The sequence below is a fragment of the Pseudomonas sp. Hp2 genome, from assembly GCF_006386585.1.
Taxonomy (GTDB): domain Bacteria; phylum Pseudomonadota; class Gammaproteobacteria; order Xanthomonadales; family Xanthomonadaceae; genus Pseudomonas_S; species Pseudomonas_S boreopolis.
In genome coordinates, this window is record NZ_VAHJ01000003.1 from 700,878 (window position 1) to 715,431 (window position 14,554).

The 14,554-nt window shown below is 69.8% G+C and carries 13 protein-coding genes; 7 read left to right on the forward strand and 6 right to left on the reverse strand.

From position 1 onward, the window contains the following. Positions 1-48 precede the first annotated feature (48 nt). On the forward strand, positions 49-402 hold the full coding sequence (locus tag FD678_RS12680) for a DMT family protein (protein WP_140723895.1): 354 nt from the start codon (positions 49-51) through the stop codon (positions 400-402). Positions 403-425: 23 nt separating this feature from the next. Here FD678_RS12680 and FD678_RS12685 read toward each other — a convergent pair whose 3' ends face one another. The 3 genes from FD678_RS12685 to FD678_RS12695 form a co-directional block, all read right to left on the reverse strand. After that, positions 426-1,055 (reverse strand): Hemin transport protein, encoded by a 630-nt coding sequence (locus tag FD678_RS12685; protein ID WP_140723899.1) that lies wholly within the window; start codon positions 1,053-1,055, stop codon positions 426-428. Between the two features lie 88 nt (positions 1,056-1,143). Then, on the reverse strand, positions 1,144-1,338 hold the full coding sequence (gene hemP / locus FD678_RS12690; RefSeq protein ID WP_140723902.1) for a hemin uptake protein HemP: 195 nt from the start codon (positions 1,336-1,338) through the stop codon (positions 1,144-1,146). A 141-nt stretch (positions 1,339-1,479) separates the two neighbouring features. Further along, positions 1,480-2,451, reverse strand: coding sequence for a potassium channel beta subunit family protein (locus FD678_RS12695; RefSeq protein WP_140723906.1), 972 nt, complete (start codon positions 2,449-2,451; stop codon positions 1,480-1,482). Positions 2,452-2,641: 190 nt separating this feature from the next. Here FD678_RS12695 and FD678_RS12700 point away from each other — a divergent pair, with 190 nt between their 5' ends. The 4 genes from FD678_RS12700 (at position 2,642) to dusB (ending at position 8,901) form a co-directional block, all read left to right on the forward strand. Further along, positions 2,642-3,940, forward strand: a complete 1,299-nt coding sequence (locus tag FD678_RS12700; protein WP_140723909.1) for a NupC/NupG family nucleoside CNT transporter — start codon at positions 2,642-2,644, stop codon at positions 3,938-3,940. A gap of 37 nt (positions 3,941-3,977) precedes the next feature. Continuing rightward, the gene (locus tag FD678_RS12705) at positions 3,978-4,934 is read left to right on the forward strand and encodes a ribokinase (RefSeq protein ID WP_140723914.1); all 957 of its coding nucleotides are present in this window, start codon (positions 3,978-3,980) and stop codon (positions 4,932-4,934) included. Positions 4,935-5,084: 150 nt separating this feature from the next. Continuing rightward, a complete protein-coding gene (locus FD678_RS12710) occupies positions 5,085-7,202 on the forward strand; it encodes a TonB-dependent receptor (RefSeq protein ID WP_140723918.1) in 2,118 nt (705 codons plus the stop codon). Between the two features lie 697 nt (positions 7,203-7,899). Next, positions 7,900-8,901: a tRNA dihydrouridine synthase DusB gene (gene dusB, locus FD678_RS12715; protein WP_218569679.1), complete on the forward strand. Its 1,002-nt coding sequence runs from the start codon at positions 7,900-7,902 to the stop codon at positions 8,899-8,901. A gap of 111 nt (positions 8,902-9,012) precedes the next feature. Here the strand turns inward: dusB and FD678_RS12720 are convergent, their stop codons facing one another. From FD678_RS12720 to FD678_RS12730, 3 genes are all read right to left on the reverse strand, one after another. Further along, a complete protein-coding gene (locus FD678_RS12720) occupies positions 9,013-9,612 on the reverse strand; it encodes a nitroreductase family protein (RefSeq protein ID WP_140723924.1) in 600 nt (199 codons plus the stop codon). A 210-nt stretch (positions 9,613-9,822) separates the two neighbouring features. Next, positions 9,823-10,641, reverse strand: a complete 819-nt coding sequence (locus FD678_RS12725; protein ID WP_140723928.1) for a UDP-2,3-diacylglucosamine diphosphatase — start codon at positions 10,639-10,641, stop codon at positions 9,823-9,825. Beyond that, on the reverse strand, positions 10,638-12,353 hold the full coding sequence (locus FD678_RS12730) for a lysophospholipid acyltransferase family protein (RefSeq protein ID WP_177497770.1): 1,716 nt from the start codon (positions 12,351-12,353) through the stop codon (positions 10,638-10,640). Before FD678_RS12730 ends, FD678_RS12725 begins: the two co-directional genes overlap by 4 nt. A gap of 217 nt (positions 12,354-12,570) precedes the next feature. On the opposite strand from FD678_RS12730, the gene metK reads away from it, so the two are divergent. Both metK and FD678_RS12740 read left to right on the forward strand, forming a co-directional pair. Beyond that, entirely contained in the window at positions 12,571-13,782 is a 1,212-nt protein-coding gene (gene metK, locus FD678_RS12735) for a methionine adenosyltransferase (RefSeq protein ID WP_140723931.1), read from the forward strand. Positions 13,783-13,958: 176 nt separating this feature from the next. Next, positions 13,959-14,468, forward strand: coding sequence for an acyl-CoA thioesterase (locus FD678_RS12740; RefSeq protein WP_140723934.1), 510 nt, complete (start codon positions 13,959-13,961; stop codon positions 14,466-14,468). Positions 14,469-14,554 lie beyond the last annotated feature (86 nt).

Sequence of the window (14,554 nt, forward strand, 5' to 3'; positions counted from 1 at the left end):
CTCCGGCATCCCCGGTATGCTGCCGCCCTCTCCCGCTCGCGCGCCGACATGCCCGCCTCCCCGTTCACCGCCTACCTCTATCCCGTGCTGTTGCTGCTCGCCAGCAACGTGTTCATGACCTTCGCCTGGTACGGGCACCTCAAGTTCAAGACCGCGCCGCTGATGCTGGTGGTCCTGGTCAGCTGGGGCATCGCGTTCTTCGAGTACTGCCTGCAGGTGCCCGGCAACCGCCTGGGCAGCGCGGTGTATTCGGCGCCGCAGCTCAAGGGCATCCAGGAGGTGATCACGCTGCTGGTGTTCGCGGTGTTTTCCTTCGCCTACCTGGGCCAGCCGCTGAAGTGGAACCATTGGGCCGCGTTCGCGCTGATCGCGGTGGCGGCGTTCCTGATGTTCAAGGAATAGCGCGGCGTGCGGGCACGCCCGCCTCAGCGACCGCCGTTGCAGGCCCCGTCGTGCGCGAGCGCCGGTCCCGGCAGGTCGAGCCCCTCCGCCTGCGCGATCCGGCGCAACAGCCCCGCGCCCAGCGCCGACAACGGCGCCGGGCTGGCGGCGAGGTCGTCGCCGAGCCGGCCCAAGGCATGCAGGCGCACCACGCCCATCCTCCAGGCGTCGCCACGCACGCGGTGGGCCAGCCGGCGCCACAGGCGCTCGCCGATCCCGCCCCCTGGCTCCTGCGCCGGCAGGCGGGGCACGACCGCAGCCAATCGGTCCCAGGCCAGGAAATCGCTGTCCGGCAGCAGGTGCAGGCGCCAGCAGCAGCGGCCGCCGCTGTCGAAGAACCACAGGCTTTCGCGCCAGCCGTCGCTGTCCATCTGCGACTGCGCGGCCAGCCGGACCGCGTGCGACCAGCCGGCCAGCTCGCTGCCGGATGCGGCCGGATACAGGCACAGCACGGTCCCCAATGCCGCCAGTTGCGAGGGATGCGGCAGCGACCGATCGGCCGGCCGGGTCCGGGCCGGTACCGGCGTGGCAAGAGCCCCCGGCGCCGGCATCGCGGCGACGCGGCCGGACGACCGGGGGGGAGAGAACGTGGGGGAGAGGGCCGGATGTCGCATGCGGATCTCCTGGGGCGTGCGATGCGCTTTCGAGAGAAGCCGCGCCGGCCGGCCCCGTCCGGCACCCGGCACGGCCCGGCGACACCGGTTATTTGGTGAGGATCAGCTTGTCGTTGCTGGTGTGGCGCAGGCGGTAGATGCGGTCGCCATGCTGGATCAGCACTTCGCGGCGGCCCTTGAGCAGCGCGTCGCTGGCGATGGTTTCCTCGGCCGGTACCGGCCGCACGGGACGATCCCGCAGGGACAGGGTTTCGGGACGCAGCAGGACGGGTTGGGCAGTCATGATCCGTACTCCAGAAGGGTGTCGGATCAAATGATAATTATTCTCACAAAGCAATCAAGAGGCGTTCTCATCTTTATCGATTGATGCTGGCGATGGCGGGAATCCTCCCGCCAGCCTCCTTCAATCGGCCGGCGAGGCCCGTCAGCCGGCCACGGCGGTTTCGATCCGGCTCCAGACGTCGGCGTCGTAGCGATCGAGCAGGTCGAGCGCGCCGAGGTTCTCCTCCAGTTGCGCGACCCGGCTCGCACCCAGGATCACGCTGGAAACGTGCGGGTTGCGCAGGCACCAGGCCACCGCCAGCTGGCTGGGGCGCTCGCCGAGTTCCTCGGCGATGGCGGTGAAGCGGCGCGCCTGCACGATCCGCGCGCCGCCGTCCGCCCCCAGCACTTCCTCGCGCAGCCAGGCGTAGCCCGGCTGGTCCAGGCGCGTGCCGGCGCCGACGCCCTGGTTGTACTTGCCGGTGAGCAGTCCCGATGCCAGCGGCGACCAGATCGTCAGGCCGAGGCCGGCCTGGCACAGCTCCACGTATTCGCGCTCCACCCTGGAGCGATGCAGCAGGTTGTACTGGGGCTGCTCCATCGACGGCCCGAACAGGTGCCCGGCGCGGGCGATCTCCTGCGCCTGCAGGATCTGCGCGGCCGTCCACTCCGAGGTCCCCCAGTACAGCACCTTGCCCTGGCGGACCAGCAGGTCCATGGCGCGCACGGTCTCCTCGATCGGCGTCTCCGGATCGGGGCGGTGGCAGAAATACAGGTCGAGGTAATCGACCCGCAGGCGCCGCAGCGCGGCGTGGCAGGCATCGACGACGTGCTTGCGCGACAGCCCGCGCTGGGTCGGGCGCGGCGATTCGGTCGCCCCGAAGAACACCTTGCTGGACACGCAATAGCCATCGCGCGGCAGGCGCAGGTCGGCGATCACGTCCCCCATCACCCGCTCGGCCTCGCCGGCGGCGTAGGTTTCGGCGTTGTCGAAGAAGTTGACGCCGTGGTCCCAGGCGCAGGCGATCAGGTTGCGGGCCTCGTCGCGGCCGACCTGGCGCCCGAAGGTCACCCAGGCACCGAACGAAAGCGCGGACAGTTGCAGGCCGGCGGCACCAAGACGGCGGTAGAGCATGCGGGGACTCCTTGGACAAGTCTTCGAGGATGGCGGCATCGCCGCGTCGCCCGGCAGTGTACGGCGCGCCGCCGGGCAGCCGTATGAAGCCGCCGTTCCGGCGGGAAATTCCCGGGATGAACCGGGTTGTCCTTGCCCCCCGCACGCCCCTGCCCTAGGCTTTCCGCTTTTGCCGGCACAGGGGCTACGCATGGTCGAGGGTTTGGGGAGGATCGGCTTCGGCCTGTTCGGGCTGGCGGTCCTGATCGGCATCGCCTGGTTGTTCTCCAACAACAAGCGGGCGGTCGACTGGCGCCTGATCGGCACCGGCGTGATCCTGCAGGTGGCCTTCGCCGCCGTGGTGCTGCTGGTCCCGGGCGGTCGCGACGTGTTCGACTGGCTCGGCAAGCTGTTCGTCAAGGTGCTGAGCTTCGTCGGCGAAGGCTCGTCCTTCGTGTTCGGCAGCCTGATGGACGCCAAGAGCTACGGCTTCATCTTCGCCTTCCAGGTGCTGCCGACCATCATCTTCTTCTCCTCGCTGATGGGCGTGCTCTACCACCTCGGCGTGATGCAGGCGGTGGTGCGGGCGATGGCCTGGGCGATCACCAAGGTCATGAAGGTGTCCGGCGCGGAGACCACCAGCGTCTGCGCCAGCGTGTTCATCGGCCAGACCGAGGCGCCGCTGACGGTGCGCCCGTACATCCCCAAGATGACCCAGTCCGAGCTGCTGACGATGATGATCGGCGGCATGGCGCACATCGCCGGCGGCGTGCTGGCGGCCTACGTGGGCATGCTGGGCGGCGGCGACCCGGTGCAGCAGGCGTTCTACGCCAAACACCTGCTGGCGGCCTCGATCATGGCCGCGCCGGCGACGCTGGTGGTGGCCAAGCTGCTGGTCCCGGAGACCGGCACCCCGCTCACCCGCGGCACGGTCAGGATGGAAGTGGAAAAGACCACCAGCAACGTGATCGACGCCGCCGCGGCCGGTGCCGGCGACGGCCTGCGCCTGGCGCTGAACATCGGCGCGATGCTGCTGGCCTTCATCGCGCTGATCGCGCTGGTCAACGCGCCGCTGACCTGGCTCGGCGAGGTCACTGGCCTCGCGGCCGCGATCGGCAAGCCGACCAACCTGTCCACGATCCTCGGCTACGTGCTGGCGCCGGTGGCCTGGGTGATCGGCACGCCGTGGGCGGACGCGACCACGGTCGGCGGCCTGATCGGGCAGAAGGTCGTGCTCAACGAGTTCGTCGCCTATACCGAGCTGTCGCAGATCGTGAACGGGCAGTTGCCGGGCGTGGCGCTGAGCAAGGAAGGCACGCTGATCGCCACCTACGCCCTGTGCGGCTTCGCCAACTTCAGCTCGATCGCGATCCAGATCGGCGGCATCGGCGGGCTGGCCCCCGAGCGCCGCCATGACCTGGCCAAGTTCGGCCTGCGCGCGGTGCTGGGCGGCTCGATCGCCACCTTCATGACCGCCACGATCGCCGGCGTGCTGTCGCACTTCGGCTGATCGGCCCCGTTTCCAGAATCCACCAAGAGATACCTGCATGAGTTCGGTTGTTGTCGTCGGTTCCTTCAATGTCGATCACGTCTGGCGTTGCGAAACCCTGCCGGCGCCGGGTGCGACGATTGCCGGCCGCTACAGCACCGGCCCGGGCGGCAAGGGATTCAACCAGGCCGTCGCCGCCGCGCGCGCCGGCGCCAGGACCACCTTCGTGTGCTCGCTCGGCGACGACGCCGGCGGCGCGATGGCGCGCGGGCTGGCCGCGCAGGACGGGCTGTTGCTCGCGGCCGAGCCCAGCGGCGAGCCGACCGGCACCGGCGGCATCTACGTCGATGCGCACGGCCGCAACACGATCGTGATCGGTCCCGGCGCGAATGCCGTGCTGAGCCCGGCCTTCATCGAAGCGCAGCGCGCGCTCATCGGCTCGGCGCAGGTGGTGCTGGCGCAGCTGGAATCGCCGGTGGAAACGATCGAGGCCGCCTTGCAGCTGGCGCGCGAGGCCGGCGTGCCGACCGTGCTCAACGCGGCGCCGGCCAACGCGCAGAGCACGATCGGCCTGCTCAAGGCCGCCGACGTGCTGACCCCGAACGAGACCGAGTTCGCCGCCCTGCTCGGCCGCCACGTCGGCGAGCGCATCGCCGCGGACGACGTGGCCGCCACCGACGGCAACACCTTGCATGCGCTGTGCCGCAAGCTGCTGCCGGGCGGCACGGTGGTCATCACGCTCGGCGCGGTGGGCGCGTTCATCTCGCACGCCGACGAACAGCTGCGCGGCGACACCCAGCCGTACTACCGCGTCGCCGCCGAGAGCGCGCAGACCATCGACACCACGGGCGCCGGCGACGCCTTCAACGGCGCGCTGGCGGCCTCGCTGGCGCAGCAGCCGGGCGCCCCGTTCGCCCAGCACGTGCGCTTCGCCAACCGCTACGCCGCGCGTTCGACCGAGGTCGCCGGGGCCGCGGTATCGATGCCGCACCTGACCCCGGACGCCGCCGCCTGACATCCGGCGGATGCCCCGCGCGTCCGCCCGCTCCCGCAGGGAAAGCCGCGCATGCCGCCGCATGGCATGTGTCGGCATGGGATGCCATCTTGATTCGATAACGAATCTCATTAACACTTCGCGGCTCACTTTCGCCCCCGCGTGCCGCCCATGCCCCGCCGTCGCCTGCTCTGCTCCGCCCTCCTGGCCCTGTTGGCCGCACCGCTTGCCCAGGCCCAGTCCGGCGACGTCGTCGACCTCGACCAGCTGACCGTCTCCGCCAGCACCAGCCGCATGCCGACCTCGGACGCGGCGCTGCCCAACACCATCACCGTGATCGACCGGGTGCAGCTGGAGCAGCAGCTGGCGCTGACGCAGGACCTGTCGCAGGTGCTGTCCAACCTGATCCCCTCCTTCTCGCCGAGCCGGCAGAAGCTCACCAACGCCGGCGAGACGCTGCGCGGGCGCAAGCCGCTGTACCTGGTGGACGGCGTGCCGCAGTCCACCCCGTTGCGCGAGGGCGGCCGCGACGGCCACACCATCGATCCGGCGATGATCGAGCGCATCGAGGTGATCCACGGCGCCAACGCGCTGCAGGGACTGGGCGCTTCCGGCGGCATCATCAACATCATCACCAAGCGCGCCCCGCGCCAGGACGGGCAGACCTTCCAGGAGGTCAACCTCGGCGCCAGCAGCGCGCTGCCGCACGAGAGCGACAGCACCGGCTACCGCGGCTCCTACCTGTTCGGCACGCGCCAGGGCGCGTTCGATTTCGTCGGCGGCGCCTCCTACGCGAAGGAAGGCCTGTACTACGACGGCGACGGCCATGCGATCGCGGTCAACGACGTGCAGGGCGACCTGATGGACGCCAGCAGCCACAGCGCGTTCGCCAAGGCCGGCTGGAACATCGACGATCGGCGCCGCCTGCAGCTGACCACCAACTACTACGAGCTGCAGGGCGACAACGACTACCTCACCGTCAACGGGAACCCCGCCACCGGCCAGCTCGCCACCTCCCGCCGCGGCCGCAAGGACGCCGACGCGCCGCGCAACCGCTCCACTTCGCTGGCGCTGGACTACAGCGACACCGCGCTCGGCGGCGGCTACCTGCAGGCGCAGGCGTACTGGGTGGACTTCAAGGGGCTGTACGGCTCGACCGCCTTCACCAACCTCTGGAACGACGGCCGCAACGTCGTCGACCAGTCGCAGAACGCCTCGGAGAAGTACGGCGCCAAGACCAGCTGGTCGCGCGGCGAGCTGTTCGGCCTGCCGCTGCGCGCCACCTTCGGCCTGGACCTGGCGCGCGACCGCACCTACCAGGAACTGGTGCACAGCGGCCTGAAATGGGTGCCGGCGACCACCTACACCTCGTTGTCGCCGTTCGTGCAGACCGAATGGCGCCTGGCCCCGCAATGGCTGCTCACCGCCGGCCTGCGCTACGAGCATGGCGAGCTGGAGGTCGACGACTTCACCACCATCCCCAGCAACAACGGCGGCCAGTTCGTGCGCGGCGGCAAGCCCACCACCCACGAAACGCTGCCCAACGCCGGCCTGGTCTGGGAGGCCACCGATGCGTTGAAGCTGTACGTCTCGTACTCCGAGGGCTACACCGTCGCCGACATCGGCCGCGTGCTGCGTTCGATCAACGTCCCGGACCAGCGCGTGGACAACCTGGTCGACCTGCGCCCGGTGATCTCGGACAACCGGGAAGTGGGCGTGGACTACGACGACGGCCGCTGGCAGGTGCACGCGGCCTACTACTGGTCCGACGCGGACCGCGGCACCCGGCTCGACTACGATCCGGCCATCCAGAGCTACCGCGTCGCGCGCGAGCGCACCGAGATCCGCGGCTTCGAGGGCAACGTCGCCTGGCAATTCTCCGAGCGCGGCCGCGTCGGCGCCGCCTATGCCACGACCGTGGCGCGCTACGACAGCGACGGCGACGACCGCGTGGACAGCGACATGCCCGGCGCGAACGTCAGCCCGGACCGCGTCACCGCGTTCTGGCAGCAACAGTGGACCCCGGGCTTCTCGACCCGCCTGCAGGGCAACCGCGCGATCAGCCGCCGCTTCGACCTGCGCGGCACCGAGGTGGGCCGCTTCGACGGCTACGCCACGCTCGACCTGCAGGCCACCATCGCCTTGCCGCTGGGCCGCCTCAACCTGGGCGTGGAGAACCTGCTGGGCGAGCAGTACGTGACCTACTACTCGCAGACGACCCCGCGCAACGACACCTACACCGCCGGTCGCGGCCGGGTGCTGACGGTGAGCTGGGGCAACCGGTTCTGAGTGGATTGCGGTGGTGATGCGACAGGGCTGATGGATAAGCCCTGCAGAGATTCACCTGCAGCAATTCATTAGCGCACCCGACGACGGGTTCTGCTGTTGCTGTTGCTGTTGCTGTTGCTGTTGCTCGTGATTTTGCTTTGAGCTTTTGGCTTACCGGGGCCCCTCCGAAGCGGCGGAGACAATGGGAAACACCCGAAGGGCGGCGCACAGGGGCTCGCCGGAAAAGGCGAAGCACCGCTTCGCCCCGGCGGGCGGGCATTCGCCGCGCGGCGAATGCCCCGGGCTCGTCCGCGTAGCGGACGAGTGCGCCGTTTTCGGCCGCGACAGGAAGTCGCGTCCGAAAATCCCATTGGCTCCGCGAACCCGCAGCGTAGCTGCGGGCGCGTAGGCGGGGTGTGCTTGATCAGCCATGACCAGCCATTCGGCTGTTGTGAAGCGCTTCGGCTGCTGGGAAGCGCTTCCCGCCTTCGCGGGAATGACAGCAATGGAGATCACGAGGCTTCGCCCGTACCCTCATCCGCCCCTGCGGGGCACCTCGCTTCGCGCCCCGGCCTGGCGCAGCGCGCCAGGCGTTCAGACGTATGCGAACCCATGGTTCGCAAGCAACACGCCTTCACCCCGGAGGGAGAAGGGAAGACTTCGCGCCTGAACGCCGAAGAGAGAAGGAAAAAAGCTCCGCCACGACACTCCCAGTACAATGCGCCCCATGCGCATAGGCCCCTACCCGATCGAACCCAAGGTGATCCTGGCCCCCATGGCCGGCGTCACCGACAAACCGTTCCGCCAACTGTGCAAACGGCTCGGCGCCGGCCTGGCCGTGTCGGAGATGACGACCAGCGACCCGCGCTTCTGGAACACCCGCAAGTCGCGCACGCGCATGGACCACGCCGGCGAACCCGACCCGATCAGCGTGCAGATCGCCGGCACCGAACCGCGGCAGCTCGCCGAGGCCGCGCGCTACAACGTCGACCATGGTGCCCAGATCATCGACATCAACATGGGCTGCCCCGCCAAGAAGGTCTGCAACGCCTGGGCCGGCTCGGCCCTGATGCGCGACGAGGCGCTGGTGGCGCGGATCCTGGAAGCCGTCGTCGGCGCCGTGCAGGTGCCGGTGACGCTGAAGATCCGCACCGGCTGGGACTGCGACCATCGCAACGGACCGGCGATCGCGCGCATCGCCGAGCAGAGCGGCATCGCCGCGCTGGCGGTGCATGGGCGCACCCGCGACCAGCACTACACCGGCCAGGCCGAGTACGAGACCATCGCCGCGATCAAGGCCCAGCTGTCGATCCCGGTGGTGGCCAACGGCGACATCGACTCGCCGCGCAAGGCCGAACAGGTGCTGCGCCAGACCGGCGCGGACGCGGTGATGATCGGCCGCGCCGCCCAGGGCCGGCCGTGGATCTTCGGCCAGGTCGCCCATTACCTCGCCACCGGCGAGGAACTGCCGCCGCCGCCGTTGCCGGAGGTGCGCGAGATCCTGCTCGGGCACCTGCGCGAACTGCATGCCTTCTACGGCGAACTGCAGGGCGTGCGCATCGCGCGCAAGCACCTGGGTTGGTACGCGAAGGATCATCCGGAGAGCGGCGCGTTCCGCGCGGTGGTCAACCGCGCGGAAACCGCCGAGGAACAGCTGCGCTTGACCGCCGGCTACTTCGACCGGCTGATCGCCGGCGACGTGCTGTCGGCCGCCGCGTAGCCGCGGCGTACGCCCCGTTCGGGTCCGGCGCCCGGGTGGCCCTGGCCCTGCCGTGGTCGGCGCCGGAGGTGGCCGGGGCGCGCGCTTCGCACCGCCCCGGCCGCATCGGCCTCAGGCCGCGACGATGAAGCGCTTCTCGTCCTCGATGAAGCTCTTATCGCCGATCGGCGCCTCGTTGGAGCCGAACGGCATCTGCGCGCGCAGCTTCCACGACGCCGGCACGTTCCACTCCTTGCGCACGGCCTCGTCCACGATCGGGTTGTAGTGCTGCAGGCTGGCGCCGATGCCGGCATCGGCGAGCGTGGTCCAGACCGCGAGCTGGGCCATGCCGGTGGAGTGCTCGGACCAGATCGGGAAGTTGTCGGCGTACAGGGTGAACTGCTCCTGCAGGCCCTTGACCACGTCCTGGTCCTCGAAGAACAGCACGGTGCCGGCGCCCGCGGCGAAGCCGTCCAGTTTCTGCTCGGTCTGGGCGAAGCTGTCGGCCGGCACGATCTTGCGCAGCGCGTCCTTCACCAGCTCCCAGAACTTCACGCTCTGCGCGCCGAACAGGATCACCGCGCGCGAGCTCTGCGAGTTGAACGAGGACGGCGCCTGGCGGATCGCCTCCTTGATGAGGGTGGCGGTTTCTTCCTGGCCGATCGGCAGCTGCCTGCCGAGCGCGTACTGGGTGCGGCGTTTGCTGATCGCTTCGAGCGCCTTGTTGGTCATCGCTTGCATCCTCTTGGGGGATTGGGGGATGCGCGACAGGCGCATCCGGCTGGCCAAGAGGATAGGGAGGCTTGCGAAGACGCCTAGGGGGCAATCCGGCAATGGATCGTTCCACCCAGGGAACGATTCAATAAAAATCCAATTAATTCACACAAAAATGCAGGCAATCCACGGATGGAAATGGCGCCCTGCCCGGCTGGATGGATTACTTCAGGCCACCCGCGGCCAGGCTTGCCCGGCGCCGGCCCGGGCCCGCGGCGCGATTTCCTTCAGGACCTGGCCGGTATGGGTGACCAGTTGCAGCGTGCCGTCGGGGTTCTCGCACAGCGCGGTCAGGCTTTCCACCCAATCGCCGTCGTTGGCGTAGATCAGGCCGTCGCGTTCCAGCAGCGCGGCGCGGTGGATGTGGCCGCAGACGATGCCGTCCAGGCCGCGCCGGCGCGCATCGGCCAGGCCGGCGTCGACGAAGCGGGCGATGTAGCGCTCGGCCGCGCCGCTCTGGCGCTTGAGGTATTCGGCCAGCGACCAGTAGCGCAGGCCGAGCCGGTGGCGGATGTGGTTGGTGAGCTTGTTGCCGGTGAGGATGCGGTAATAGAGCCAGTCGCCGAGCTTTTCCTGCAGGCCGCCGAAATGGGTCTGCGCGTCGTAGTCGTCGCCGTGCGTGACCAGCAGGCGGCGGCCGTCCGCGGTGACGTGGATGGCGCGGCGGCGCACCTGCGTCATCGGCAGCGCCAGGCCGCAGAAGCGGCGGATCGCACGGTCGTGGTTGCCCGGCACGTAGATGATCTCGGTGCCGGCCCGCGCCAGCGCATGCAGCGCGTCGGCCACGCGCTGGTGCGCCGCATCCCAGTGCGCGCGGCGCTGCGACATCCACCACAGGTCGACGACGTCGCCGACCAGGTAGAGCGTGCGGCAGCGCAGGCGGCCGAGGAAATCGGCGATCTGCGCGGCATGGCAATGGCGGGAGCCGAGGTGCAGGTCGGAAACGAACACCGCGCGGCGCGCGGGCTCCAGCGTCAGGACGTTCATGCGACGGCCTCCTCTTCGTGGCGGGTACCCAGGTAGCGCTCGCGCTTCTTCGGCTTGAGCCGGTGCAGGTCGACCTCGATCAGGCCGTCCACCGCGTCGTTGAAATCGGGATCCACGCCGAAGGCGAGGAAGCGCGCGCCGCCGGGCTCGCACAGTTCCACGTACTGCTTGTAGAGCATCGGCACCGCCGCGCCGAGCGCGTCGAGGTTGTCCTTGAGCACGCGGAACGCGGTGGCCGCGTCCAGTTCGGCGAACAGCGCCTCGGGGATGTCGGGCGCGAACGGGCGCTTGGCGGCGGCGCCCTCGCCGGCATCGCCGTGGTAGTGGCGGTAGTACGCGACGATCTGCGCGCGCGCCGCCGGCGGCAGCGCGGCGCTGATCGAGACCGCCCCGACCAGGTAGCGGAGGCGCGGGTGCCGGCGCAGGTAGGCGCCGATGCCCTGCCAGAGGTAGTCGATGCTGCGGCTGCCCCAATAGTCGGGCACCACGAAGCTGCGGCCCAGTTCCAGCGCCTGCGCCAGCCGCGGCACCATCGCCTCGTCGTAGTCGAACAGGCTGGCGGTGTACAGCCCGGCCAGGCCCCGCTGCGCGAGCAGGCCGGCGCAGCGCGCGACCCGGTAGGCGCCGACGATGCGGCCGGCAGCGCCGTCCCACAGCACGATGTGCTCGTACCAGGCGTCGTAGCGATCGAGGTCGCGCGACAGGCCGGTGCCCTCGCCCACCTCGCGGAAGGTCAGTTCGCGCAGCCGGCCGATCTCCAGCAGCAGCGGCGCCTCCGCGGCCAGCCTGCCGTAGCGCACCTCCTTGCCGTCGAGGGTGTGGCCGAGCAGCTCCAGCCCTGCGATGCCCTCCAGCACCTGCCCAGGCGGCAGCGCCTCGGCCAGCGGTTCGGCGCGGCAGCCGCCGGCCAGGCGGCCCAGCGCATACAGTTCGCGGCGCAGCGCGTGCAGCTCGCGCTGGTCGTCGCTGCCGTCCTCGGGCAGGCGGCGCGGCTCGCCGATGTGCAGCCGCACGCGCTGCGGGCGCCGGCGCGCCAGCGTCTCGCGCGCCAGCAGCGCGGTGCCGGCCGGCTTGAACACCGCCGAGGCCCCGTAGAACAGCGCGGAATTGCGCGCCTGCACACAGACCGGCAGCACCGGTGCGCCGGTGCGGCGGGCGAAATGCAGCACGCCGCGCCGCCAGCGCCCGTCCTGCACGCCGCGCCAGCCCAGCCGCGAGACCTCGCCGGCCGGGAACACGATCACGCAGCGCTCCTGGCGCAGCGCCTCTTCCACCGCCAGCAGGCTGGTCCGCGAGGGCTGGCCGCCGAGGATGCGCACCGGCAGCAGCAGCTCGCGCAGCGGTTCGATCACTTCCAGCCAGTCGTTGGCGACGATGCACACGTCGCGGCGCACGCGGCCGATGGTTTCCAGCAGCGCCAGCGCGTCGCGCGCGCCGGAGGGGTGGTTGGCCAGCACCAGCACCCGGCCCTGGCGCGGGATGCGCTGCAGGTCCGCCGCCGGCACTTCGCAAGTGGTCCTCAGGAAGTCCAGCGCGGCACGCACGAAATCCAGCCCGCGCAGTTCGGGCCGGTCGGCCAGGAAGCGCTCGGCCTGTCCCAGGCCCGACCAGCGCCCGAAGCCGCGCAGCAGCGGCCTCACCAGTTTCGCCCTGCGCCCGTTGAACAAGCCCGGATACCGTTGCTGCAGGGTCTGCTCAAGCAGTGTCGCCATCGCGGCATCTCCATTCCCCGTTGCGCCCATGCTCCGGAGCGGTGGCGACGGTCATGTTGCAGCGGCAAGGCAGTTCCGTGACGGCGCCGGCGTCCCGCCTCGCGGCGCCCGGCGGACTTAACCCCGGTGCAACCTCGGGCACGGCACAATGCACGACCGCCCCGGCGCGTGTATCATGCGCGCCCATCTTTTCATCCGAATCAAGGGATATAGGCTGATGTCCAGCTACCTGTTCACTTCCGAATCGGTCTCCGAAGGCCATCCGGACAAGATCGCCGACCAGATCTCCGATGCGGTGCTGGATGCCATCCTGGCCCAGGACGCCCGCGCCCGCGTGGCCTGCGAGACGCTGGTGAAGACCGGCGTGGCCATCGTCGCCGGCGAGATCACCACCTCGGCCTGGATCGACCTGGAGGCGCTGACCCGCAAGGTGATCCTGGATATCGGCTACGACTCCAGCGACGTCGGCTTCGACGGCGCCACCTGCGGCGTGCTCAACCTGATCGGCAAGCAGTCCCCGGACATCAACCAGGGCGTGGACCGCAAGAAGCCCGAGGAACAGGGCGCCGGCGACCAGGGCCTGATGTTCGGCTACGCCACCAACGAGACCGACAGCTTCATGCCGGCCGCGATCCACCTGTCGCACCGCCTGGTCGAGCAGCAGGCCAAGATCCGCAAGAAGAAGAACTCGCCGCTGCCGTGGCTGCGCCCGGACGCCAAGTCGCAGGTCACCCTGCGCTACGAGGACGGCGTGGCGACCGCGATCGACGCCGTGGTGCTGTCCACCCAGCACGACCCGGGCGTGAAGCAGAAGGACCTGATCGAGGCCGTGCGCGAGGAGATCCTCAAGCCGGTGCTGCCGGCCAAGTGGCTGCACAAGGGCACCAAGTTCCACATCAACCCGACCGGCAAGTTCGTGATCGGCGGCCCGGTGGGCGACTGCGGCCTGACCGGGCGCAAGATCATCGTCGACACCTACGGCGGCTGGGCCCGCCACGGCGGCGGCGCGTTCTCGGGCAAGGACCCGTCCAAGGTCGACCGCTCGGCCGCCTACGCCGCGCGCTACGTCGCCAAGAACGTCGTGGCCGCCGGCCTGGCCGACCGCTGCGAGGTGCAGGTGTCCTACGCGATCGGCGTGGCCGAGCCGACCTCGATCTCGGTGACCACCTTCGGCACCGGCAAGATCCCGGACGACAAGATCGAGAAGCTGATCCGCAAGCATTTCGACCTGCGCCCGTACGGCATCATCAAGATGCTCGACCTGATCCACCCGATGTACCAGCCGACCGCCTCGTACGGCCACTTCGGTCGCAAGCCGAAGGAGTTCACCTACGTCAACGGCGCCGGCGAGACCGTCACTGCCACCGCGTTCTCGTGGGAGAAGACCGACAAGGCCGAGGCGCTGCGCGCCGACGCCAAGCTGAAGTAAGCCGGTCCGGCCGCGCGCCGGTCGAAGGAAGGCCGCCTCCAGGCGGCCTTTCTTTTTGGGCCGGCGCGCGCCGGGTGCGGTTACCCGTGCCGGACGAGGCCGTCCACGCCGGCGCTGGCGACCGGGGCGAGCACTCGGTTAGCCTGCGGCCCTCACCTCCAGCGGCGCACGCCCCGATGTCCGAGCTCAAGTCCCACCAGCTGTCCATGACCGTGCTGATGTCGCCGGAGATGGCCAACTTCTCCGGCAAGGTCCACGGCGGCGCGATCCTGCGCCTGCTCGACCAGGTCGCCTACGCCTGCGCCAGCCGCTACGCCGGCCGCTACGTGGTGACGCTCTCGGTGGACCAGGTGATGTTCCGCGAGCCGATCGCGGTGGGCGAACTGGTCACCTTCCTGGCATCGGTCAACTACACCGGCACTTCGTCGATGGAAGTCGGCATCAAGGTGGTGGCCGAGGACATCCGCAAGCAGAGCGTGCGCCACGCCAACAGCTGCTTCTTCACCATGGTCGCGGTCGACGACGAGGGCAAGCCCACGCCGGTGCCGCCGCTGGAGCCGCAGAACGCCGACGAGAGGCGCCGCCACGCCGCCGCGCAGATCCGCCGGCAGCTGCGCCAGGAGATGGAACAGCGCCACCGCGAACTGCTGACCTCGATGCCGGAGGCGCCGGTCGCGGCGATCTGAAATCGCAATGCCCTGCAGGCGCCGCTTTTGGGGGAGCGTTACCGGGAAAACCCATCGCGGCTGAAACCGCTCCCGCAAGAGCGGCT

Excerpts from the sequence above, each read along its gene's own strand:
- FD678_RS12740 (WP_140723934.1), top strand. The coding sequence starts at position 13,959 with ATGTCCGAGCTCAAGTCCCACCAGCTGTCCATGACCGTGCTGATGTCG.
- metK (WP_140723931.1), top strand. The coding sequence starts at position 12,571 with ATGTCCAGCTACCTGTTCACTTCCGAATCGGTCTCCGAAGGCCATCCG.
- FD678_RS12700 (WP_140723909.1), top strand. The coding sequence starts at position 2,642 with ATGGTCGAGGGTTTGGGGAGGATCGGCTTCGGCCTGTTCGGGCTGGCG.
- FD678_RS12725 (WP_140723928.1), bottom strand. The coding sequence starts at position 10,641 with ATGAACGTCCTGACGCTGGAGCCCGCGCGCCGCGCGGTGTTCGTTTCC.
- FD678_RS12730 (WP_177497770.1), bottom strand. The coding sequence starts at position 12,353 with ATGGCGACACTGCTTGAGCAGACCCTGCAGCAACGGTATCCGGGCTTG.
- FD678_RS12705 (WP_140723914.1), top strand. The coding sequence starts at position 3,978 with ATGAGTTCGGTTGTTGTCGTCGGTTCCTTCAATGTCGATCACGTCTGG.
- hemP (WP_140723902.1), bottom strand. The coding sequence starts at position 1,338 with ATGACTGCCCAACCCGTCCTGCTGCGTCCCGAAACCCTGTCCCTGCGG.
- FD678_RS12695 (WP_140723906.1), bottom strand. The coding sequence starts at position 2,451 with ATGCTCTACCGCCGTCTTGGTGCCGCCGGCCTGCAACTGTCCGCGCTT.
- FD678_RS12720 (WP_140723924.1), bottom strand. The coding sequence starts at position 9,612 with ATGACCAACAAGGCGCTCGAAGCGATCAGCAAACGCCGCACCCAGTAC.
- FD678_RS12710 (WP_140723918.1), top strand. The coding sequence starts at position 5,085 with ATGCCCCGCCGTCGCCTGCTCTGCTCCGCCCTCCTGGCCCTGTTGGCC.
- dusB (WP_218569679.1), top strand. The coding sequence starts at position 7,900 with ATGCGCCCCATGCGCATAGGCCCCTACCCGATCGAACCCAAGGTGATC.
- FD678_RS12680 (WP_140723895.1), top strand. The coding sequence starts at position 49 with ATGCCCGCCTCCCCGTTCACCGCCTACCTCTATCCCGTGCTGTTGCTG.
- FD678_RS12685 (WP_140723899.1), bottom strand. The coding sequence starts at position 1,055 with ATGCGACATCCGGCCCTCTCCCCCACGTTCTCTCCCCCCCGGTCGTCC.